Annotated in this window: 11 protein-coding genes and 4 pseudogenes; 5 read left to right on the top strand and 10 right to left on the bottom strand. The window is 71.5% G+C overall.

Annotated elements, in window-relative coordinates; translation table 11 throughout:
- The first annotated feature begins 321 nt into the window (after positions 1-321).
- From M6G65_RS24940 to M6G65_RS24930, 3 genes and pseudogenes are all read left to right on the top strand, one after another.
- A pseudogene (locus M6G65_RS24940) lies at positions 322-3,007 on the top strand (DUF3772 domain-containing protein).
- Positions 3,008-3,141: 134 nt separating this feature from the next.
- Complete coding sequence (locus M6G65_RS24935) at positions 3,142-3,597, top strand: CAP domain-containing protein (RefSeq protein ID WP_238196017.1); 456 nt, start codon at positions 3,142-3,144, stop codon at positions 3,595-3,597.
- A gap of 368 nt (positions 3,598-3,965) precedes the next feature.
- A complete protein-coding gene (locus tag M6G65_RS24930; protein ID WP_250103021.1) occupies positions 3,966-5,741 on the top strand; it encodes a glucan ABC transporter ATP-binding protein/ permease in 1,776 nt (591 codons plus the stop codon).
- Positions 5,742-6,470: 729 nt separating this feature from the next.
- Here M6G65_RS24930 and M6G65_RS24925 read toward each other — a convergent pair.
- The 5 genes and pseudogenes from M6G65_RS24925 to M6G65_RS24905 form a co-directional block, all read right to left on the bottom strand.
- Positions 6,471-8,899: pseudogene (locus M6G65_RS24925) on the bottom strand (penicillin-binding protein 1A).
- A gap of 170 nt (positions 8,900-9,069) precedes the next feature.
- Positions 9,070-10,329 (bottom strand): N-acetylmuramoyl-L-alanine amidase, encoded by a 1,260-nt coding sequence (locus M6G65_RS24920; protein WP_238195917.1) that lies wholly within the window; start codon positions 10,327-10,329, stop codon positions 9,070-9,072.
- Positions 10,330-10,468: 139 nt separating this feature from the next.
- On the bottom strand, positions 10,469-11,074 hold the full coding sequence (locus tag M6G65_RS24915; RefSeq protein WP_250103020.1) for a hypothetical protein: 606 nt from the start codon (positions 11,072-11,074) through the stop codon (positions 10,469-10,471).
- A gap of 201 nt (positions 11,075-11,275) precedes the next feature.
- On the bottom strand, positions 11,276-11,632 hold the full coding sequence (locus tag M6G65_RS24910; protein WP_192710624.1) for a phasin: 357 nt from the start codon (positions 11,630-11,632) through the stop codon (positions 11,276-11,278).
- A gap of 330 nt (positions 11,633-11,962) precedes the next feature.
- Positions 11,963-13,222, bottom strand: a complete 1,260-nt coding sequence (locus tag M6G65_RS24905; RefSeq protein WP_238195915.1) for a glycosyltransferase — start codon at positions 13,220-13,222, stop codon at positions 11,963-11,965.
- A gap of 113 nt (positions 13,223-13,335) precedes the next feature.
- On the opposite strand from M6G65_RS24905, the pseudogene M6G65_RS24900 reads away from it, so the two are divergent.
- Positions 13,336-14,600, top strand: a pseudogene (locus tag M6G65_RS24900) (glycosyltransferase family 4 protein).
- 382 nt (positions 14,601-14,982) lie between these two features.
- Entirely contained in the window at positions 14,983-15,159 is a 177-nt protein-coding gene (locus tag M6G65_RS24895; protein ID WP_192710627.1) for a hypothetical protein, read from the top strand.
- A gap of 28 nt (positions 15,160-15,187) precedes the next feature.
- Here M6G65_RS24895 and M6G65_RS24890 read toward each other — a convergent pair.
- The 5 genes and pseudogenes from M6G65_RS24890 to M6G65_RS24870 all read right to left on the bottom strand — a co-directional run bounded on the left by M6G65_RS24890 (position 15,188) and on the right by M6G65_RS24870 (position 22,619).
- A pseudogene (locus tag M6G65_RS24890) lies at positions 15,188-17,640 on the bottom strand (putative bifunctional diguanylate cyclase/phosphodiesterase).
- A 136-nt stretch (positions 17,641-17,776) separates the two neighbouring features.
- Positions 17,777-19,459: an acyl-CoA dehydrogenase family protein gene (locus M6G65_RS24885; RefSeq protein WP_250103019.1), complete on the bottom strand. Its 1,683-nt coding sequence runs from the start codon at positions 19,457-19,459 to the stop codon at positions 17,777-17,779.
- 228 nt (positions 19,460-19,687) lie between these two features.
- Positions 19,688-19,894, bottom strand: coding sequence for a hypothetical protein (locus tag M6G65_RS24880; RefSeq protein WP_238195912.1), 207 nt, complete (start codon positions 19,892-19,894; stop codon positions 19,688-19,690).
- A gap of 185 nt (positions 19,895-20,079) precedes the next feature.
- The gene (locus M6G65_RS24875) at positions 20,080-21,630 is read right to left on the bottom strand and encodes an FAD-dependent oxidoreductase (protein ID WP_238195911.1); all 1,551 of its coding nucleotides are present in this window, start codon (positions 21,628-21,630) and stop codon (positions 20,080-20,082) included.
- Positions 21,631-21,728: 98 nt separating this feature from the next.
- Positions 21,729-22,619, bottom strand: a complete 891-nt coding sequence (locus tag M6G65_RS24870; RefSeq protein ID WP_238195910.1) for a DMT family transporter — start codon at positions 22,617-22,619, stop codon at positions 21,729-21,731.
- Between the last annotated feature and the right edge of the window lie 212 nt (positions 22,620-22,831).

Raw genomic sequence — 22,831 nt, 5'->3', positions numbered from 1 at the left:
GGCCGGGCCGGGCCGGCGCTGTCACCGGCCGTGCCCTTTCGCGTAATGACGAAAAGGCCCTGTCCATCAGGTGTTCATCTAATCCCAGCGTGACACCCTTGTGAAGCTTTTCCGGGCGGGCCCAGGGACGCACCCACAGGACGCACCCGCGGCCAGGCCGGCGGCGGCCGAATCCGGCCCGGGCTGTGCAGGAGCACGGTTTCGCCCTATTGCTCGCCCAGAGCGCCCGGCCGTCAGGAGGCCCGCCCGGTCCCCTATCGCCGCTGATTCGCCGATGCCGGACCCGCCCGCGCGTCCGGCGCACCCGACGAGAGGTTGCCCATGCACCGTACGCCAGCGCGTACCCGGACGCCGCGGGGCGGCGCACGCCCCTCCCTCACGCTCGCCCTTCTCGCCGCTCTGGTGCTCGGGATTCCTGCTGGCGCAGCGCGGCCCGCCCTCGCGCAGGCGGCCGCGCCGGCCCCGGCGGAGACCAAGCCCGCCGCGGGCACTCCGACGCCCGGCAAGGCGCCCGACGCGAAGCCGGAAGCCAAGCCCGAAACCAAGACCCCGGCCGCCGCGCCCGCGGGCGCGGCCCGCACGCGCAGGCCGAGCTGCCCGAGCAGTTCAAGGCGGTCCGGGCCAAGATCGACGCCGCCAAGGCCGAGCTCGATGCCCGCGAGAAGCAGCTGGGGCATACCGACCTGACGGTGGCCGACCTCACCGCCATCCGCGACAGCGCCGCCACGGTGACCGACGAGATCCGCACCCTGGTCACCCGCCTCGACGCGCCGCTGGAGGCCGCCCGCGAGCGGCTGGCCCAGCTCGGACCGAAGCCGAAAGACACCCAGGAGAGCGCCGACGTCGCCGAGCAGCGCGTCGAGCGCGAGGCCGCAGTCACGCGCATCGACGAGACCCAGCGGCTGGCCCGCTCCCTGGTGGTTCAGGGCGACCAGATCGTCGACCGGGTCTCGAACCGCCGCCGCGAATCCTTCACCCGCGACCTGTTCCAGCGCTCCCAGCCGCTGGTCGGCCCCGGGCTCTGGACCAAGGTGATGGGCGACGTGCCCCGGGACACGCGCGCCCTGCAGAGCGCCGTGTCGGATATCGGGCTGCTGTTCTCCCGCAACGGCAGCCTCGCCAACCTGCTGTTCCTGGGGCTCGCCTTCGGGATCTCGGTGGCTTTGTATTTCGGCCGGCGCAACATCGCCCCCAAGGGCGCCCGTCGGGACGCCGGCAAGGCCGATCCGTCGCGCCGTGCCGTGATGCTCGCCGCCTGGCGGGTGATCCTGCTCGGCACCGTGCCGGCCGTGGCCGGGTCCTACGCGGTCTACTACGCCCTCGATTCCACCAACCTGCTGCCGTCGCGGCTCCTGCCGGTCGCCGCCGCCATCCTCGGCGGGCTGGCCTTCATCGCCTTCGTGGAGGCCCTGTGCGACGGGCTGCTCAGCCCCGAGAAGCCGGCTTGGCGGCCCGCTCCGGTGAGCGACGCGGCGGCCACCCGCCTGACCCGGCTCGCGGTCGGCATCGCCACGGTGATCACCGTGGTGAAGTCCGTCGAGGCGCTGAATTCCGGGATCTCGGCGGCCCTGCCGATCTCCATCGCCACGCGCGGCCTCGGGGCGGTCGCCACCGCGCTGATCCTGGCGGTCGGCCTCCACCGCTTCGCCGATACCGAGCAGGAGGAGGAGGCCTGCTTCGGTCCCTACGTGCCGACCAAGACCACCACGGGCATCGGCGGGCCGGCGCGGCTCCTGGGCTGGGCCGCGGTGGCGCTGATCGGGCTCGGCGCGCTGGTCGGCTACGTCGCCTTCGCGGCCTTCCTGATCGACCAGCTGATCTGGGACGCGGCCGTCCTCGTGCTGCTCTACCTGCTGGTCCAGAGCGTCGACATCTTCGTCGGCCGCGCGCTCAGCGACGAGACGCGGCTCGCCACCACGCTCCAGGCCAATACCGGCCTGCGCAAGCGCTCGCTCAACCAGATCTCGGTCCTGGCGACCGGGGCCGCCCGGCTCGTCCTGTTCCTGGCGGCCGCGGTCCTGGTTCTGGCACCCTGGGGTCTCGACTCCACCGACATCCTCTCGTCGGTCCGGCAGGCCTTCTTCGGCTTCAAGGTCGGGGACGTCACGATCTCGCTGTCGAGCATTGCGCTGGGGATCGGCATCCTGGTGGTCGGCGTGTTCATCACCCGCGGCGTGCAGCGCTGGCTGGAGAACACCTACCTGCCGGCCACCGACCTCGACGCGGGCCTGCGCAACTCGATCACCACGGTGGCGGGCTATTGCGGCTTCCTGATCGCGCTGGCGCTCGCCTTCTCGTATCTCGGCCTGAGCCTGGAGAAGCTCACCATCGTGGCCGGCGCCCTGTCGGTGGGTATCGGTTTCGGCCTCCAGTCGATCGTCAACAACTTCGTCTCCGGCCTGCTGCTCCTGTGGGAGCGCCCGATCCGGGTCGGCGACCAGGTGGTGATCGGCGATTCCGAGGGCATCGTGAAGCGGATCTCGGTCCGCTCCACCGAGATCCAGACCTTCGACCGCTCGGCCGTGATCGTGCCGAACTCGAACCTGATCTCCGGGGTGGTCAAGAACCGGGTGCGTGGCGACCGGACCGGGCGTGTCAGCATCACGGTCAGCGTCCTGCGCAACCAGGATCCGGTGCGCGCCGCCGAGATGATCACCGCCTGCGCGCAGGCGCATTCCGATATCCTGAAGGAGCCTCCGCCCCGGGTGGTGTTCAAGAAGATCGGTGACCCGTTCCTGGAATTCGAGCTGCTCGTGTGGATCGTGGACGTCAGCCTCGGCCAGAAGGTGGTGACCGACCTGAACTTCTCGGTGTTCGCGACCCTGTCGGGGGCGGGCTTCATCCCGCCGCTCCCGGCTCCAGCATCGTCACCGTGCAGGGCCTCGACACGATGCAGAGCGCCATGGGCGAGATCGCCAGCCGTTTCGGGATCTCGGCGCCGGTCTCCGAGGGCGGTGAGCCGGGCCGGGCCCAGCGCGACCGCGGTTTGCGGAGCGCGGGGGGCTGAGGGGCCGATGCGGTTTCGCTGAAGGCCGCCTATATGGCTGAGGCATCCGAGCCGGCTGCCGAGGCGGGGACCAGGGACACGTGGGCGCACGAGACACGAGACGGATTGTGCGAGGGCTGGCCGGCCTCCCGGTGATGGCGCTCCTCGGATCCTGCGCCACCGAGGCGCCGACCAGCGCGGCGCTGCCGAGCATCTACCTGCCGCTCGCGAACAACAGCGCCCACATCGATGTCGATGCGGCCCGCGACATGATCTCGTCCTACCGCCGCAACCGTGGCGCGCCGCCGCTCGCGGTCGATCCCGAATTGCAGCGGCTGGCGGAGGCCGAGGCGGCCGCCATGGCGCTGGCCGACCGGCCGAGCCGGGCACAGACCGTGAAGGGCGCGGTGGAGCGGCTCGGCTACGCCGACGTGAACGCCAACCTCTCGGCCGGCTACCACACCCTGGCCGAGGCGTTCTCGGGCTGGCGGGAGAGCCCGCCGCACGACGCCACCATGCTGGCACCCCGGGCGACCAAGATGGGGATCGCCACCGCCTACGCGCCGGGCTCGAAGTACAAGGTCTACTGGGCGCTGCTCACCGCCCGATAGGGGCGCGATGCCGGGGGGCGGCGCGTACGAGGCGCCACGCGCCCCCTTTCCCATGCGGGGAGCAGGCCGCGTGCGGTTGCGAGATCCATGCGGCGCGGGCCTGACACCGATTCGCGAGAAGGTCGGATCCCGGGGCTTAGATCGGCCGGGTTGCCGACAAGGATAGGAAATCTTTCTGAAGGAACCGTAAAGGAAACTGTTTCGAGCCTGTATCGGCCCGTCATCGCCCGTTCAGGCGGGTGCTGGCATACCCGTGTCGTACGAGGGGTTTGACCCGGGTCCGGCGCTGATGTCGCCCGGGCAGACCTTCTCGGTGAAGACGTGAGACCCGGGCACACGGGCCGCGTCAGGGGTGGCGGAGCGGTACGATGGTTCGTCTGTACGGGCGGGTCCTGGGATTCCTGAAGGCGGAGCGGCGGCTTGCCATAGGCTTGGCCACCACCAACGTCGTGCTGGCGGTGGCGGCCTTCGCCGAACCGCTGCTGATGGGCCGGATCATCGACCAGCTGACCCATCTCAAGCGCGGCGGCGACGCCATGGGCACCATGCTGCCGCTGCTGGCCGCCTGGGTGGCGTTCGGCTTCTTCACCATCGCGGCCGGCGTATTCATCGCGCTCCACGCCGACCGGCTCGCGCACCGCAACCGCCTGTCATCGATGGCGAGCTACTTCGAGCACGTCCTCGACCTGCCGCTCGCCTTCCACTCGGCCAACCATTCCGGCCGCGTCCTGAAGGCGATGCTGGAGGGCACCAACGGCATGGCGTGGCTGTGGCTCGGCTTCTTCCGCGACCACCTCGTTGCCCTGGTCTCGCTCGGCGTGCTCCTGCCGATGACCCTGTTCATCAACTGGCAGCTCGGCTCGATCCTGGTGGTGCTGGTGCTGGCCTTCACGGCGCTCACCACCTTCGTGATGCGCCGGACCGAGACGCTGCAGGGTCAGGTCGAGGAGTTCAATTCGGGCCTCGCCGCCCACGCCTCGGACGCGCTCGGCAACGTCGCGGTGATCCAGTCCTTCACCCGCGCCAAGGCCGAGAAGGAGGCGATGCGCGGCATCATCACCAACCTGCTCGCCGCGCAGATCCCGGTCCTGTCCTGGTGGGCGCTCGCCAACGTGGCGACCCGGGCGTCGGCGACCATCACCATGACGGCGATCTTCGTCACCGGCATCTGGCTCTACCAGGCCGGCACCACCACAGTGGGTGAGGTCGTGGCCTTCATGAGCCTCGCCACCGCCTTCGTGGCCCGGCTCGACCACGTGGTCGGCTTCGTCAACGGCCTGTTTCAGCAGGCGCCGAAAATCGCCGAGTTCTTCGAGATCTACGACACCGTCCCGGCGGTGGCCGACCGGCCGCATGCCCGGCAGGTCGCCCGCTTCGAGGGTGCGGTCACCTTCGACGACGTCGCCTTCTCGTACGACGGAAGGCGCCAAGCGCTCGACGGCGTCTCGTTCACCGCCAAGCCCGGCGAGACGATCGCGCTGGTCGGCACCACCGGCTCGGGCAAGTCGGCGACGCTCGGCCTCCTGCACCGCAGCTTCGACCCGGCCTCCGGTTCGATCCGGATCGACGGCATGGACATCCGCGACGTCGGCCTCGCCTCCCTGCGCCACAACATCGGCGTGGTGTTCCAGGAGCCGATGCTGTTCGCCCGCTCGATCCGCGAGAACCTGCAGGTCGGCTGCCCCGACGCCACCGACGCCGAGATGCTCGACGCCCTGGAGCGGGCCCAGGCCAGCGCCTTCATGGCGCGCCAGGCCGACGGGCTCGACACGGTGATCGGCGAGCGCGGCCGGTCGCTCTCGGGCGGCGAGCGCCAGCGGCTCTCGATCGCCCGGGCGCTCCTGAAGAACCCGCCGATCCTGATCCTCGACGAGGCGACCTCGGCGCTGGACGCCGCCACCGAGCGCAAGCTCCAGGGCGCGCTGGAGACCGTGATGGAGGGGCGCACCACCTTCGTGATCGCCCACCGCCTCGCCACGATCCGCGACGCCGACCGGATCCTGGTGTTCCACGAGGGCCGGATCGCCGAGGCCGGGACCTTCGACCAGCTGGTGGCCGAGGGCGGCCGCTTCGCCGAGCTCGCCCGGGCGCAGTTCATGGCCGCCCAGGCGGAGGAGGACGAAGGGCTGGCGCTGGCCGCGTGAGGACGACGCCCGTCCCGACCGGCCGATGCGGCGGGTTGGCTGGCAAGACCCCCGAAATCCCGGTCAGACGCGCGCCGCGGCAAAGCTCCGGCGCGCGTTTGCCTGTGGGGTGCTGAACGACAGGACGATCAGGCGCCGCGTCCCGGTCCGCCGCGTCGCGGCAGGTTCGTCCCTGATCGGACCGGCGGCGGTGCCGGGATGCCACGCGGACAGCGGCACAGCGCCTCCTCTCCGCCGGCCGCGCAAACCGCCTCCGCGGGCGGCGGCGGAGACCGCGACCACGGCGCGGTGAAGAGCGTGAGCGATTGACCGGAACACCCTCATGCCTCCGGCTCGCCCGCCCGGGCGACGCGCCTTCGGCCGAGTGGCTTCGAACGGGTCGTGACAGCAAGCCCGGCGCGATCGTCAGGCCGTCGGAAGAGGGTGGGGGATGACCTCGGAGCGGGGACGCGCCCTCGGCCCGCTTCGCACGGTTCCCGCTGGGACAGCTCGGTCGAGCTGCCCCCTCCGTCATCACGAGCGCAGCGCAGTGACCCGGGGCAGCGCGATCTCCGGGATCGTGGCGCCGGCTGGATTGCTTGGCTCCGCTCGCAAGGACGTGCGGCCGAACGCATCGACCGGGAACGGTCTTACGCGCCCCGGCCCGAGATGCCGCGAGATCCGAGCCCGCACGGAAGGGGGACCGGCGCAGGATCCTGATCACGGCTCGCCGGTCCCGACGGGGCGCCCTCAGTATAGCCCGCCGGCCTGCGCGGCCCGGTCGGGATCGGCCGGGACCGCCGCGGGGGCCGCCGCCGGCCACCGCCGGAGGACGGCGCCACGTAGGAATCCGGCGGCGCGGTGCCGGGCTTGAATGCCTCCAGGATCGTCCCGGCGCCCTCGCCCGAGCCGGCGCGGGTGCCGCTGGCGAGGTTGACGCGGATCAGCTTGATCCCCGGCGGCACGCGGAACGGCGTCGGCGGCTTGTCCTTGAGGGCGGTCTTCAGGAACTCCAGGGCGATCGGCGCGGCGAGCCCGCCGCCGGTGGCGCGGTCGCCCAGCGAGCGCGGCTTGTCGAAGCCGATATAGATGCCGACCGCCAGATCCGGCGAGAAGCCCACGAACCACGCGTCCTTGGCGTCGTTCGTCGTGCCGGTCTTGCCGGCCAGCGGCTTGCCGATCTGCTTCAGGATCGTGGCGGTGCCGCGCTGAACCACGCCCTCCATGATCGAGACCATCTGGTAGGCGGTCAGCGGGTCGAGGACCTGCTCGGAATCGTCCACCAGCTTCGGCTCGTCCTGGCCGGACCACTTCTCGGCGTCGCAGCCGATGCACTTGCGGTTGTCGTGGCGGTAGATCGTCTCGCCGATGCGATCCTGGATCCGGTCGATCAGGGTCGGGCGGATGCGCCGACCGCCATTGGCCAGCATCGAGTAGGCCGTGACCATGCGCATGACCGTGGTCTCGCCCGCGCCGAGCGACATCGGCAGCACCGGCAGCATGTCGTCGTAGACGCCGAACCGGCGGGCGTACTCGGCGATGAGCGGCATGCCGACATCCTTGGCGAGCCGCACCGTCATCAGGTTCTTCGAGTGCTCGATGCCGTAGCGCAGGGTGTGCGGGCCGCCGGACTTGCCGTCGTAGTTCGAGGGCGTCCAGGCCTCCTGGCCGGGGCCGGCCTCGATGGTGATCGGCGAATCCTGCACGATCGACGCCGGGGTGTAGCCGTTGTCCAGAGCCGCCGAGTAGACGATCGGCTTGAACGAGGAGCCGGGCTGGCGCATCGCCTGGGTGGCGCGGTTGAACTCGGATTCGTCGTACGAGAAGCCGCCGACCATGGCGTGGACGCGGCCCGTATTCGGATCCATGGCGACGATCGCGCCGGAGACCTCGGGCTTCTGGCGCAGGCGGAACTGGCCGCGGCCGCCCTCCATCGCCTCGACATAGACCATGTCGCCGGCCTGGAGGTTGGCGCGGCCGGCCCAGCGCATGCCCTCGGGAGGGATCACGCCGGTCTCGCGGTCCTTGCCGACCTGGCCGGACGCCTCGCGCCGGGGCTGCAGGCCGACCTGCACGCCGCCGCCGCCGTTGCCCAGCACCACGGCGAGACGCCAGGGCGCCACGTCGCCGAGCGCCGGGACCTCGGCCGCCGCCATGCCCCAGTCGCGCCCGGTCAGGTCGACCTTGGTGACCGGACCGCGCCAGCCATGGGCCTGGTCGTAGCGCACGAGGCCGTCGACCAGCGCCTTGCGGGCCCAGGCCTGCATCTTCGGATCGAGGGTGGCGCGCACCGACAGGCCGCCCTCGTAGAGCTTCTTCTCGCCGTAGCGCTCGGAGATCTCGCGGCGGACCTCCTCGGTGAAGTAGTTGGCGTTGGCGGCGTTCGGGAAGGCGACGCGCGGGTTGACGCCGAGCGGCATCTTCTTGGCGGACTCCGCCTCCTCCTTGGTGATGTAGCCGTTCTCCGCCATCAGGCGGATGATCTCGTTGCGGCGGTCCAGCGCCGCCTGGGTCTTGCGGTAGGGGTGGTAGTTGTTCGGCCCCTTCGGCAGGGCGGCGAGGTAGGCCGCCTCGTTGATGGTCAGCTCGTGGACCGACTTGCCGAAATAGTCGAGCGCCGCCGCGGCCACGCCGTGGAGGTTGCGGCCCGGGACGATCGTGCCGAGGAAGATCTCGTTGAGGTAGAGCTCGAGGATCTTGTCCTTCGAGTAGGCCGCCTCGATCCGGAGCGCCAGCAGCGCCTCCTTGATCTTCCGGTCGTAGGTCTGCTCCGACGAGAGCAGGAAGTTCTTGGCGACCTGCTGGGTGATGGTCGAGGCGCCCTGCCGCTTGCCCGACTTGGCGTTGGTCAGGAAGGCGCGCACGATCCCCTCGGGGTCGATGCCGCCGTGCTTGTAGAAGTTCTTGTCCTCGGCCGACAGGAAGGCGGCCACGACGATCTTCGGCATCGCCTGGATCGGCAGGTACAGCCGGCGCTCGCGGGCATATTCGGCGAGCAGCGAGCCGTCGGCCGCGTGGACGCGGGTCATCACCGGCGGCTCGTAATTGGCGAGCGCCGCGTGGTCCGGCAGGTCCTGGCTGTACTTCCAATAGAAGTAGCCGCCGACCGCCGCCCCGACCACGAACAGCACCGCCGCGGCGCTGAACAGGATGCCGAAGAAACGAAGGATCAGACGCATCCGGTGTTCCGCTCGTCGCTGGCCCGGCCGCATGCCGGGATCGGCCTACCCGGCGCGTTACGTCCGCTCTCGATGCGGTCGGCCCCCGGATGGTCCCGTCAGGCCCCCTCGGAATGCCGGTTCAGCGGCGGTGCGACGGGGCGTTCGGACGTCCCGTATCGACACTCTATCTATGGTAAAACTGGGGCGACGGCGGCCGAGCGGCGCGTCCCCGTCGGTCGGCCCAGCGTGGCGCGGTTGGTGAAGAACAGGTCGATCGCCTTGGCCATGGAGCCGGTCACGCCGGCCCGCCAGTCCGGCGATTGCAGCATCTCCAGGTCGCGCTTGCTCGACAGATAACCCAATTCCACCAGCACGCTCGGCACGTCGGGCGAGCGCAGGACCACGAAGCGCGCCTCGCGATGGGGCTTGGCGCTCATCTCGATCACGGGGCTCAGCTGGCCCATTAGGGTCCGGGCGAAGCCCGACGAGAAGCCGCGGGTCTCGCGCAGGGTCAGCTCCTGCAGGATGTCGGCGATGTCGGGCGGCGCCTCGGCGGAATCGACGCCGGCGGCGGCGTCGGCCCGGTTCTCGCGCTCGGCGAGCTTGGCGGATTCGGCATCCGTGGCCTTCTCGGAATTGGTGTAGATCGTGGCGCCCCGCACCTGGGGCGCCGCCGAGATCGAATCGGCGTGGATCGACACGAACAGGTCGGCCTTGGCCTCGCGGGCGAGGCGCACGCGCTCGGCCAGCGGCACGAACACGTCCCGATCGCGGGTCATCCGCACCCGGTAGCGGCCGCCCGCCTCCAGCTTCGCGACCAGCGCCTGGGCGAAGCCGAACACGATGTCCTTCTCGAACACGCCGCCCACCGCGATCGCGCCGGGATCGGTGCCGCCATGGCCGGCATCGACCATGATCAGCGGGCGCTGGTCGGCGGGTTCCGGTGCGGCGGTCCGGGCCTGGGCGGGAGCGGGGTCAGCCGCGGCGGCCGCCTTGCGGAACGCGTCGCGGTCGGCCCGCTGCAGCGGGATCGTGAGCAGGACGGCGCCGTCCCGGGGGCGGGTCGCCGTCTCGATCTTACCGACTGTGGCGGGCGATGCGAGATCGATGACGATGCGGGAGCGCCCGGGAGCGAACAGGCCGTAGCGGAAGGATTGCACGAGACCGTCGCGGCGGCTCCCGGTGCCGGATTCGAGCTGGAAGTTGACCTCCGGCAGGTCGATCACGGCCCGGTCGGGCCGCTCCATCACGAAGCCGCGGGCCTCGACCGCCCGGGACAGGGTCAGGGTCAGGCGCGTGGTGCCGGCCTGGGTCGCGAGGTCGGCTCCGATGGCCACGGCCGGCTTGTCGCCGTTCTGCGCGACGACCGGCGCTCCCGCCGACGCCGCGGACAGCGCGACGGCGAGGCTGAGACAGGCGGAACGGATCAGGCGCGCACAGCTCGGCATCGGTCCGGTATCATCTCCCGTGCCCTCCGTTACGGCATGGGACCGGCATGGTTAACGGACTGTTGCCGCGGCCGGTTCGATCCGGCCGCCGTTGTTGCGGTGAGGCGACAATGGCCGGGGCCGCCCCCGGCGTGCCGGATCAGCGGAACGCGACGACGCGGCTCGCCTTGCCGACTACCGTGACCCAGCAGGTCAGGGAGGCGTCGGCGGCGCGCTGGACCTCGCCGACCTGCAGGCGGATCAGGTCAGCCGGCGTGCGGGCGCCCGAGAGGGCGCGCAGATGCGCGAGGGCGGCCTCGCCCTCGCCCCGCACGTAGCGGGCGATGGTCGAGCCGATCTCGGCGACGTCGAGGCGGTCAGGGGCGAAGGCGATCCGGTTCGGCTCCGCGAGGCCGGAGGCCTCCGGTGCCGCGGCCAGGACGGTCTTCGCCGCGATCTCGTCGGCGGGCGTCGTCCCCGGGATCGCCGCGGCGACGGTTTCGAAGGTTTCCTGGGTCGGCGCGGCCTCAACCAATGCAGCCTCGGCCAGTGCGGCCTGCGGTTCGGTCGCCTCGGGGATCGGCGCGCTCGCGGGAGCGGGGTCTGGCGCCGTTTCCGGTGTGCCGGCCGCGACGGCGGGAGCGGCGGCCGTCTCGATCGCGGATTCCTCGGCGTGGCTCTCGGTCGGGACCGGCGCGTCCGCCTCCCGGGGCGGCTTCGCCTCCCAGGTGGAGCGGCTTCCTCTCGGTCGACGCGGCTTTCCCATCGCGCGATCTCCTCCTGTCGGCTTCAGCCCGTCCTGACGGAGCGGCGGCCGGAGGGTGATGCGCGGCCGGCCCGCCCGCGGTGTCGGCGCCGGACCCGTGGTGCCCGGGCGTCCGATCGTAGAATCCGGCCGACGCTGATCGACCGCCCGGATCCCGGAATGCGTCCCCGACCGCCAGGATCGGGGACGGAAAGGCCGGCCTCAGCGGGCGACGGCGTTCTGGGCGAGGGCGCCGTAATCCTTGGCCTGAGCCTGGAGGGCGGCGAACTGGCTGCGGACGAACTCGGACTGCAGCTCGAACGCCTCGCGGAGGTCCTTCGTGCGCACGAGCTTCTGGGCAAAGTCGAAGGTCGCGTTGGCGTTGGTCTGGGCGTGATCGAAGCCCTTCACGACCGCGGCGCTGAGGGTCGACTGGAAGGTCTGGCCCGAAGCCTGGACCTGCTCGGCCGCCTTGACGGCGTTGGCCATCATGGTGCCGACGGCGTTCCGGGCCTGATCAACGCTCTTCTCAGCGAAGTCGCGCATCTCGGTCGGGATCTCGAAGTTCGGGGTCTGCATCGATGTCTCCAGCCTGATTTTTGGAGCGGGACGCCGGATGCGTCCGCGGTGACGCGCCTCTATATGTTGCACTGCAACAAGAAGTCAAGTGCATGTTCCGGGGTCGATTCGGGCCCGGCGAGAGCCGATAAAATGCCGAATCGCTGATCTCGGAAGTCATCAGCCCGCGGATCGGCCGCGACAGCAGCCGGCGATCAAGCTCTGCCATTCCGTACGCGGTATCGATTGCTGATCCCTGAGGAGAGCCGCATTACAAAAAACTATCGCGCTGTCCAGAGGCGGGCGAACGGATCGTGAAGACTGTCAGCATGGCAGTAGTCTTGGTCTGCCTCAAGACCGAGGCGAGACAGCCGGCCGCTCCCGATGCTGCATTGCACCAGCCGCGGGGACCGGCAGCGCGGCGTAGAGCGCCCGGAGGGCCGTCGCGTGGGCCGCCAGATCGCTCGGCGCATCGCGAGACATCCTATAAGCCTCCGCCCCGAGGGCGGCGGCCAGGGCATCGTCCCGCAGGGCCGTGAAGGCCGCCGCCAGCGGCCCGACCTCCGGGACGACCACGAAGCCGGTCCGACCGTGCCGGACCTTCTCGGCGGCGCCGGACCGGTCGGAGGCGACCACCGGGATCCCGGCCGCCAGCGCCTCGTAGACGGTGAGCGGCCCGGTCTCGTACCAGCGTGACGGCGCGGCCAGCGCCCGGGCGCGGGACCGCAGAATCTCCCAGACCCGCTCGGGGCTCTGCCACCCGATGACCGTGACCCCGTCCCGGGCGCGCAGCTCCGCCTCCAGGGGGCCGGCGCCGATGAACAGGGCGGGCAAGCCGGCGGCCCGGGCGGCGTCAGCCACGAGGTCGGCGCCCTTCTCGCGGGTCAGGCGGCCGACATACGCCACGGCGTCGCCGCGCCCCGGCTCGGCCGGCGGCCGGTCCGCGACCCGCACGGGATTGTCGACCCGGTGGTGCGTGACGGCGTAGCCGCCGAGCAGGTCTCCGAGCCGCTGTCGGCTGGCGTCGCAGACATGGACGACATGGAGCGGGCGCCGCCGGGTCACCTGCCGCAGCGCCGCGGCCCGGGCGACGCGCACGAGCTTGTGGGCGCGGCTGCGCGGGTCGCAGGGGGCCGCGAGGCAGGCGGCCGACAGGGGCGCGAGGCCGCAGGGCTCGGCCTGGTCGAACCGGTAGTAGACGCCGTTCGGGCAGGCCAGGGCGTAATCGTGGAGGGTGACGACCAGCGGCACGCCGGCGCCCGACAGGACCGGGAAGATCGCGGGCGACAGGGTGCGGGTCCACTGGTGCAGGTGGATGCAGTCCGGCCGCATCGGCAGGCCGTCGAGCGCCGCGGCGAGCCGGCGCGCCGCGTCCGCGTGCCAGATCCCCGCCGCCGCCGCCCGGACGCCGCCGAGGGACCAGATATCCGGCAGGCCGAGGACGATCCGCCGGATGCCGGGGTGGTCGAGGAGCGGGTCCACCGGACCCGCGATGGCCTGGATGAAGCTGACCGCGAGACCGGCCTCGGCGAGGCCGCGGGCCGATTCCAGCGCGACCTTCTCGGCCCCGCCGCTGGCGGCCGCGAATTCGGCCAGGATCACGACGTGCATTGGAGATCGTCCCGACATCAGCGGCCGGAACGATGGCGGAAACCGGTTTACGGGCGATCAACCGCGGCAGGTTACAGACTTCGATCCCGGATCGGAGCGGCGGAGTTCCTGACGTGCACGTCGTCCTCGTCGCAGATCACGCCGCGATCAACGGCGGCAGGCCAAGGTGGCGATCGAATCCGCCCTGGGGCTCGCCGCCCGCGGCGTCCGGGTCAGCCTGTTCGCGGCCGTCGGCCCGGTGGATCCGCGCCTGGAGCCCGCCGGCATCCGGGTGGTCTGCCTGGAGCAGGACGACGTCACCACGGCGCGCAGCAAGCTGGCCTTCGCGGCCCAGGCGATCTGGAACGGTGCGGCGCGCCGCGCCCTTGCCCGGGAACTCGCCGCCTGCGATCCCCGCGACACCGTGGTGCACGTCCACGCCTTCGCCAAGGCGCTGTCGCCGTCGATCGGCACGGCGTTGCGGGCCTCGGGCCTGCCCTGCCTCTACACGATGCACGAGTTCTTCCTGGTCTGCCCCACCGGCGGCTTCTACGCCTATCCGGAGCAGCGGATCTGCCACCGGACCCCGATGTCGGCCGCCTGCATCGGGGCGCATTGCGACGCGCGCAGCTATCCGCGCAAGGTTGCCCGGATGATCCGCCATATCGGGCTTAGCCATGTGGCCCGGCTGCCGGAGCTGTTTTCCCACGTCGTCACCATCAGCGACCTCCAGGAGAGCGTCGTCCGGCCGCTGATGCCCCCCGGCACCGTGTTCCACCGGGTCGACAACCCGATCGCTGTGGCGCGGGCGCCGGTGCCCGGAGACGCGCCGGGCGATTTCCTGTTCGTGGGGCGGATCTCCACCGAGAAGGGCGCGCCGATCTTCGCCGAGGCGGCCCGGCGGGCGGGGGTGCGGGCGGTGTTCGTGGGCGACGGTCCGGAGCGGGCCGACCTCGCTGCGCGCTATCCTGAGGCTGAGATGCGCGGCTGGCGCGACGCGGCCGGCGTGCAGGCGCTGATGCGACAGGCCCGGGCCCTGGTCTTCCCGAGCGTCTGGTACGAGGGCCAGCCGCTCACCGTCTACGAGGCCCTGGCCTGCGGCACGCCGGTGATCGTGAGCGACGCCTGCGCGGGCCGCGAGGCGGTCACCGACGGCGAGACCGGCTTCTGGTTCCGCTCGGGCGATCCGGACGCGCTCGCTGCCCATCTGCGGCGCCTTTCGGACGACGCCCTGGCCGCCCGCATGGGCCGGGCTGCCTACGATCGCTACTGGGCGGCACCGCTGAGCCTCGACGCGCATCTCGACCGCCTCGGAGACGTCTACGAGACGGTGCTGCGCGGGGCCGCCGCCCGCGCGGCGATCGGCGGCCCGGTTGAGCGGCCGCTCGCGACCGCCTGAACCGTCTGGGTCGGACCATCGCGCGCTCCGAGCCGGAACCTGCGCCGGATGACACCCATCCGTCATCCCGGGGCCGCGCAGCGGAGCCCGGGATCCAGACCCGCCGAGGTGTCAATGATTTGCTCCGACAGTGGTTCTGGATTGCCCGCCTCCGGCGTGCCCCTTTGGGTCCGGGCTCGCCTGCGGCGCCCCGGAATGACGGCGCGCGAGAGGCCGTCATTCAGTTGAGGATCATGCGCAGCCGCGCAGCCCGCTGCGATGCCCATCCGAAGCGGTCGGCCGGATTGACGCGCCGGCCCGGAAAGATCGGAAACACCCGCCGCGCCTCGCGTTGATGCGCACCGGCACCCTTGCGTGCCCCCGTCACCGATGAGCGACCGACATGGCCGAGGACCACAAGCCGAACGAGACCAAGCCGGGCTTCCAGCAGGGCAGCGCCAAGCCGGGCGACGCGAAGAATCCCGACAACAAGCAGGAGAAGCTGAACGAGCGCCTGGACGACGCCCTGGAGGAGACTTTCCCGTCGAGCGACCCGGTCTCGGTGAAGATCACCAAATAGGCGTTCCGCAGGCGCCTGCCGGGTGGCGTCAGGCCGCCCGGCCGCCGAAGAAACCGTCCACGGCGCGCGCGATCAGCTGCCGCGCCGCCGGCGCCGGGACCGGACGACTGAACAGGAAGCCCTGGACCTCGTCGTAGCCCTCGGCGCGCAGCATCGCGAGCTGCTCGGCGGTCTCGACGCCTTCCGCCGTCGTGGCGATGCCCAGGCTCGTGCCGAGGCTCGCCACCGCCCGCACGATCGCCGTGCAATGGGTGTTCTCGCCGACCTGGCTGACGAAGGACCGGTCGAGCTTGATCTTGTCGAACGGGAAGCTGCGCAGGTAGCTGAGGCTCGAATAGCCGGTTCCGAAATCGTCCATGGCGATGCGGATCCCCATCGCCCGGAGCGCGTGCAGGGTCGCCAGATTGGCGGCGCTGTCGGCCAGCAGGACCGACTCGGTGATCTCCAGCTCGAGACGACGCGGGTCGAGCCCGGAGGCCGCGAGCGCGTCGCGCACAGTCTCGGCGAGGCTGCGGTTGCGGAACTGGACCGGAGAGAGGTTGACCGCGAGCCGGATCGCCTCCGGCCAGGCGGCCGCCTCGGCGAAGGCGGTTTGCATCACCCAGGCCCCGATCGGAACGATCAGGCCCGTCTCCTCGGCGAGCGGCACGAACTCGGCCGGCGAGACCGGACCGTGCTCGGGGTGGTGCCAGCGCAGCAGCGCCTCGAAGGCGAGGATCCGGTCGGCCTGCGCGCTCATCAGCGGCTGGTAGACGAGCGAGAACTGCTCCCGGGCCAGGGCCTCGCGCAGCTCGTTCTCGCGCCGCCGCCGCGCCTGGACCCAGGCATCCATCTCCGGCTCGAAGCACCGGAAGGTGCCGCCGCCCTCCGCCTTCGCCCGGTACAGGGCGAGGTCGGCGTTCTTCATCAGCGTCTCGGGATCGGTCCCGTCGCGGGGCAGGCAGGCCACGCCGATGCTGGTGCCGATATGGCAGTCCTGGCCGTCCAGGCGGAATGGACGGGCGAGCTCGGCGATCACGCGCGCGATCAGCCCGTCGGCGAGCACCGGCAGGCCGATCCCGCGCACGAGGATCGCGAACTCGTCGCCGCCGAGCCGGGCGACCAGGTCGTCCTTGTTCAGGCATCCGGCGATCCGCTCGGCGGCCTCGCGCAGCAGCGCGTCGCCGACCGGATGGCCGAGCGTGTCGTTCACGATCTTGAACTTGTCGAGGTCGAGGCAGAGCAGCACCGATTCCTCGCCGTTCCGGGCGTGGCGCGCGATCGCCTCGCCGAGGCGGTCCCGGAACAGCACCCGGTTCGGCAGGCCGGTGAGCGCGTCGTGGTGGGCCATGTGGGCGATGCGCGCCTCCGCCAGGCGGCGCTCGGTCATGTCGATCGCGGCCTCAAGGACGGCCTGCTCTCCGCCGAACGGCAGGGCCCGCTCGAACAGGGAGACCTCGATGGCCGAGCCGTCGGCGCGGCGGTGCAGCGCGCCGGTGGCGGGCAGGCCGAGGCCCGCCGCCTCCTCGGGAGCGATGACCAGATCGGCGGGCGCGCGGGCCAGGAACTGATCGCGGCTATAGCCGTAATGGGCGATGGCCGCGTCGTTGACCGCCAGGAACCGGTCGCGCGCCTCGGCCACGACCCACATCGGCACCGGGTTGTTCTCGAACAGGAGCCGGAACGAGGCCTCCCGGGCCTTGATGTCGCCGACATCCGTCATGGTGATCGACAGGAGGTCGCCGACGCAGCCCGCCTCGACCTTGAGGTACAGGGTCCCGCCGTCGGAGCGGGGCCGGCTCAACTCGAAGGCCTCGCGGCCACCCCGCTCGACCATGGCGGCCAGCGTGGCGATCGTCCGGGCGGTGATCGTCCCCGGGAACAGGTGACCCACGCGCTGCCATTGCAGGACGGACGCGGGACGCTCCAGAAGGCGCTCGGCCCCTTCGTTGAGGGCGACGATCTTGAAATCGACCGGGCGCCCGTCGCCGTCCCGGACGGTGCTCAGGGCCAGGATGCCCTGGTCGGTGGCGGTGAACATCGCCTGGACGAGCTCGGTGCGGACGCTCGCGGCGTCGAGCCCGAGCAGCACGAAGGGCTCGCCCCAGCGGTTGCCCAGGGGCAGGCCGACCAGGCTGGTCGAGGTGACGACGCCGGCGGCGAGGCGGTCGCACCGGCCGTGGGCCGGCTCGCCGGTGGCGAGCGCGGCCGCCACGACCTCGCCGATGGGCTGACGGAGATCGACCGGGAAGGCGTGAACCGGGACGGACTCGACCGGGACGGGTGCGACCGGCCGGCCGGCCGGATCCTGCGCCAGCCAGGCGCCGAAATCCTGGCCGGCCCAGAGGATCCCGGTGGCCGGCCGTCGCAGGTCGTCACAAGGGCGGCCCGGTCGGCGAGCCGCCCGAGGCTGCCCAGGACGACAGCCTCGTAGGACGGCAGGGGGTCTCCCGGCGATCGACACTCCTGCCAGTGGCGCAGGAGGCTCTTCCCGGTCTGCAGGTTTGCGTGCTGCGCGCTCACTGAGCCGCCCCAGTCGTTGACCGGGGCCAGCAAGCAGGGGACTTCGTTTAAGCGAAGTTCATGCGCTGGCTTATAATCCCATGAACGACGCTATTCCCCAGATTTATACTGGTATTCAGGCGGCTTCCAGCAGCCTGCGGGCGATCACCTGGGCCTGAATCTCCGCCGCGCCCTCGAAGATCGAGAGGATGCGGGCGTCGCACAGGATCCGGCTCACCGGGTATTCCAGCGCGAAGCCGTTGCCGCCGTGGATCTGCAGGGCGTTGTCGGCCGCCGCCCAGGCGACGCGGGCGCCGAGCAGCTTGGCCATCCCGGCCTCCAGGTCGCAGCGCTTGCCCTCGTCCTTCTCGCGGGCCGAGAAATAAGTGAGCTGGCGGGCGATGTTGATCTCCACCGCCATCATGGCGAGCTTGTCGGCGACCCGCGGGAAGCTGACCAGCGCCTTGCCGAACTGGACGCGCTCCTCGGCGTAGCGCAGGCCGACGTCGAGGGCCGACTGTGCGACGCCGATCGCGCGGGCCGCCGTCTGGATGCGGGCCGACTCGAAGGTCTGCATCAGCTGGGCGAAGCCCTTGCCTTCGACCTCGCCCAGGAGGTTGCCGGCCGGGACCTCGAAGCCCTCGAAGGCCAGCTCGTACTCCTTCATGCCGCGGTAGCCGAGCACCTCGATCTCGCCGCCCGACAGGCCCTGGACCGGAAACGGATCCTCATCCGTCCCGCGCGGCTTCTCGGCGATCAGCATGGAGAGGCCGCGGTGGCCCTTCTCCTCCGGCTTGGTCCGGACCAGGACGGTCATGATGTCGGCGCGGACCGGGTGGGTGATCCAGGTCTTGTTGCCGGTGATCTTCCACGTGTCGCCGTCCTTGACGGCCCGGGTGCGCAAGCTGGCCAGATCCGAACCCGTGTTCGGCTCGGTGAAGACGGCGGTGGGCAGGATGTCGCCGCTGGCGATCTTCGGCAGGAAGCGCTGCTTCTGCTCCTCGGTGCCGCCGCACAGGATCAGCTCGGCGGCGATCTCCGAGCGGGTGCCCAGCGAGCCGACGCCGATATAGGCCCGGGACAGCTCCTCCGAGACCACGCACATGGCGGTCTTCGGCAGGCCCATGCCGCCGTACTCCTCCGGGATCGTCAGGCCGAAGACGCCGAGCTCGGCCATCTTGGTCACGATCTCCATCGGGATGTAGGCGTTCTTCAGGTGCCACTCATGCGCCTGATCGACCACCTCGGCCTTGCCGAAGCGGCGCATCTCGGAACGGATCGCCTCCATGTCCTCGCCGAGGCCCGAGGCGCCGACGGTCGCCGCGCCGCTGCCGTCGCGCATCTGGGCGACCAGGGCGGCGCGGTTCTCGGGCGTGTTGCCCTCGGCGATCAGGGTCTCGACCGCGTCGGTGCGATACGGGGCCACCTCCTTGGCGGACAGGCCGAGGGAGCCGGTGAGGCGGACCATCTCGCCCTGGCTCATCGGGATGCCGGAGAAGAGCTGGTCGAGATACTCGCCGGCGCCGATCCGGACGAGGAGCGCCTCGGTCTCGCCGAACCGGCCCTCGGCCTGGAGGCGCTCGGCATAGCCGCCGAGCTCGGCGACCGCCTCCGCGTAGGTCGCCAGCCAGGCGAGCCCGTGGGCGGCGTGCTGCTGGCTCTCGAGCTTGGCCGCGTCGATCCGCCCATCCGTCCCGAGGATCCGCGTGCGCACCCGCCGCGTGGCCTCGGCGGCCAGCGCCTTGGCGCTCGCGCCGGCGCTCTTGGTCAGGGACACGAGGTCCTGCGGCTCGGTCTGGATGGCAGGGGATGCGGACATGGTTTTTTGCTCGCGTGGCGTCTTCTTGGATCGGGTCCTTTTAACCTGTTCGGATCCCGGGCCGAAGCAGATTTCGTTTGCGGCGCCTTGAACTGAAGTTGAATGCCCGGCGACTTGGCGAGGGCCTGCTCGACTTGGAAACTCCGAGCCTCGCCTTGATCCTGCTCGACCTCATCCGAGTGCCCGGATGCGCAGCGAAGTCCTCGAAGGAGCCCGGCCGGCCCCGATTCAGCGTTTCTGCTCGCACCGCGTCTTTACGTAGGCCCCGTCCTCACCCTTGAAGCCGGCATTGGCCGCCAGGACCGGTCCCTGGACCAGGCATTCCTGAAGCGTGTGGGCCGGGCCGGTGATCACGTCGGTGGCGGTGTCGCGCGAGCAGTCGGGCGCCTGGACGGAGGCGGCACAGATCAGGGCGACGACGATAATTGAATTCATGATGCCTCCCAGAAGCCCGGCTTGTCGGACGGCGGGCGGCGTCTACCGAAAGAAGGATCCGTCAGGCCTGGTTCCACCGGACCGGATGCCCCGACCTTGCTGGCGGCGCAAAGCAACGCAGTGTCGCGCCCCCTCCCAGCGTGGCGCGTCCATAGCCCCTTCGCCGCGCGCGATGAGAGCGCGCGTCACACCAGCGCCGGAAGATCCGCGCCGGCCTCGATCATCTCCGGGCTCGGTACCCGGTTCTCGCCCAGCAGGTGCAGGAACGCCGTGAAGGCCGGGTTGCGGCCGATGCTGCAGGCTGCGACGGCGCGTCCCGCACGGACGTAATAGGCGATGAAGTCGAGCGCATCGGGATCACCATGCAGGATGATGCGGTCGAAATCCGGCGCGTAACCGCCGTAATCCAGCCGCTTGTCCCCCTGATTGCTCCAGAAGAACGGCGCACCGGAGAACACGTCGGTCGCGCCCAGGATCGCCCGGGCCGCGTGGGTTCCGTGCTGCTCCGCCAGCCGCCAGTGCTCGATCCGGGCGGTGACCCCGCTGCCGCGCTCCGGGAAGGCCGCGATGTCGCCGGCGACCCAGACGCCCTCGGCGAGCCTCAGGTCGGCGCCGACCGGCAGGCCGCCGTGTTCGTCGGGCTCCACCCCGGCGACGATCCCGGTCTCCGGCGCGGCGCCGGCGCCGATCAGCACGATGTCGGCCGGGAGCCGCGCCCCGGCCTCGGTCTCGACCGCCTCGACGGAGCCGGTGCCGGTGATGCGCGCGACGCTGCCCGTGACGAAGGTCACTCCGTTGCCGGCATGGTAGCGCTTCAGGGCCGCGCCGATGGCCTCGCCGAAGCGCTTGGCGAAGGGGATTTCCTCCCGGGACAGGATTGTCACGGACAGGCCGCGCTTGGTCAGGAAGGCCGCGGCCTCCAGGCCGATGAAGCCCGCGCCGATCACCACCACGCGCCGGGCGTGCTCGGCCGCCGCGCTGAGCCGCACGGCGTCGTCGAGGCTGCGCAGGGTCATCACGCCGTCGAGGTCCCGGCCGGCGAAGTCCGGCACGACGGCGCGGCTGCCGGTGGCGATCAGAAGGGCGTCGCCGGTGAGCACCCGCCCGTCCGCCAGGGTGACGCTGCGGGCGGCGGGATCGATCCGGGTCGCCTCGGCCTCGATCCGCTCGACCCGGTGGGCGGCGGCGAAATCCGGCTCCAGCAGGGTCTTCTCCGCGGGCGTGGGCTTGGCCAGGAACTGCTTGGACAGCTTGGTCCGGTCGTAGGGCGGAGAGGCCTCGCGGCCGACCATCGTGATCGTGCCGGCATAGCCCTCCCGGCGCAGGGTCGTGACGCAGGCGACCGCCGCCGCGCCGGTGCCGACGATCAGCACATGAGAGACGGGCGTCTCGGCGCGCTTGGCCGGGGCGGGTTCCGGGGTCAGCAAAGCCACCGCCTCGCCGCCCTCGATCCGGACCGGATAGCGGGTGAGCGCCTCCAGCGCCGGCGGCTCCTCCAGGCTGCCGTCGGCGACCGCGAAGGCCGCCTTGTGCCACGGGCAGTAGAGCCGGCCGCCGCAGATCTCGCCCTTGGCGAGGGGTGCGCCGAGATGCGGGCATTTCGCCTGGAAGGCGCGCACCCCGTCGGCGTCGCGCACGAACAGGACGGCATCCTCTCCCGCCTTGCCCTCGGCCTTGCCGCCGAGGGGGATCGCGTCGAGGGCGAGACGGATCTCGCGGGGCTTGTCCTGATCCATCCGCGCCTCGCTCGGTGCCGGCCCGGGCCGTCGTGACCCGCGCACCAAACCGCGAGACCGCGAAGGGTTTCCGGGCCTTCCGTCGCAGGCCCGGCCCCTCAGCCGCGGCTGGCGACCGCGACGCCCAGGGCGGCGAGCGCCATCCCGGCACCCTGCACGGGGGTCAGCACCTCGCCGAACAACAGGTAGCCGAGGATCGCCGCCACCGGCGGCACCAGGAAGAACAGCGCGGCCACCCCCGCCACCGCGCCGCGCCGGATCAGCGCCAGCAGCAGCAGGATCCCCGCCACCGAGTTGATCAGGACCGCCCAGGCGAGGCCGAGCCACAGGGTCGGCACGGGATCGATCGCGGGGCTGCCGAAGGCCAGCGCCAGGGGGATCGCGCAGGCCATGCCGCCGACGAACTGGAGCGTGGCGCCGGCAAGCAGGTCGCCCCGGCCGCCGGTCCGCTTCTGCCAGAGGGTGCCGAAGGTCAGGGCCAGCACCGCCAGGAAGCTGACCGCCAGCGCCCGCGGCGGGATCCCGGACGGATCCGTGGCGCCGAGCTTGGGGGCGAGCACGAGGCCGGCGCCGGCAAAGCCCATCAGGATGCCCAGCGCCCGGCGGCCGCTGACGCGCTCGCCGAGCAGCGGCTGCGCCAGGAGGGCGGTGAGCAGCGGCTGCAGGCTGCCGACGAGCGCCGCGATCCCGGCCGGCAGCCCGTGGCTCACCGCCCAGAAGGTGCTCGACAGGTAGACGCCCTGCATCAGGAAGCCCGCGATCACCGGATCGCGCCAGCCGGCCCGGTCGGCCGGCCACCGGACCCGGGACGCCGCCGCGATCCCGGCCAGGATCAGCGCGACGGCGGTGAAGCGGACCGCGGTGAACGCGAACGGGTCGGCGTGCGGCACCACGGCCCGCGCCGAGATGAAGCCGGTCGCCCAGATCGGGACGAACAGGGCCGGGAGGGCGCCGGCCGCGAGGCGCGACGGTCGTGCGGGAGTCAGCATGGCGCGATCTAAGCGGTATCCGGCCGGTGAATCGCAACGCCGATTCGGTCGTCCGGCCCGTGCGCCGCGCCCGCGCGGGTCCGGCGTGGCGCGGACGCGTCACCGGACGGCGTTCGGGACCGGATCGGGCCGGCGGCGTTGACGGGCGGGCCCCGGCGCCGTTCATCGGCGGGCCGCTCCGCCCAAGGATTGTGCGCTTGCGTAACGTGAGC

The organism is Methylobacterium tardum, from assembly GCF_023546765.1.
GTDB lineage: Bacteria > Pseudomonadota > Alphaproteobacteria > Rhizobiales > Beijerinckiaceae > Methylobacterium > Methylobacterium tardum.
Note: the sequence above shows the minus strand (reverse complement) of the source record. Positions and strands in the feature narration are given on the sequence as shown.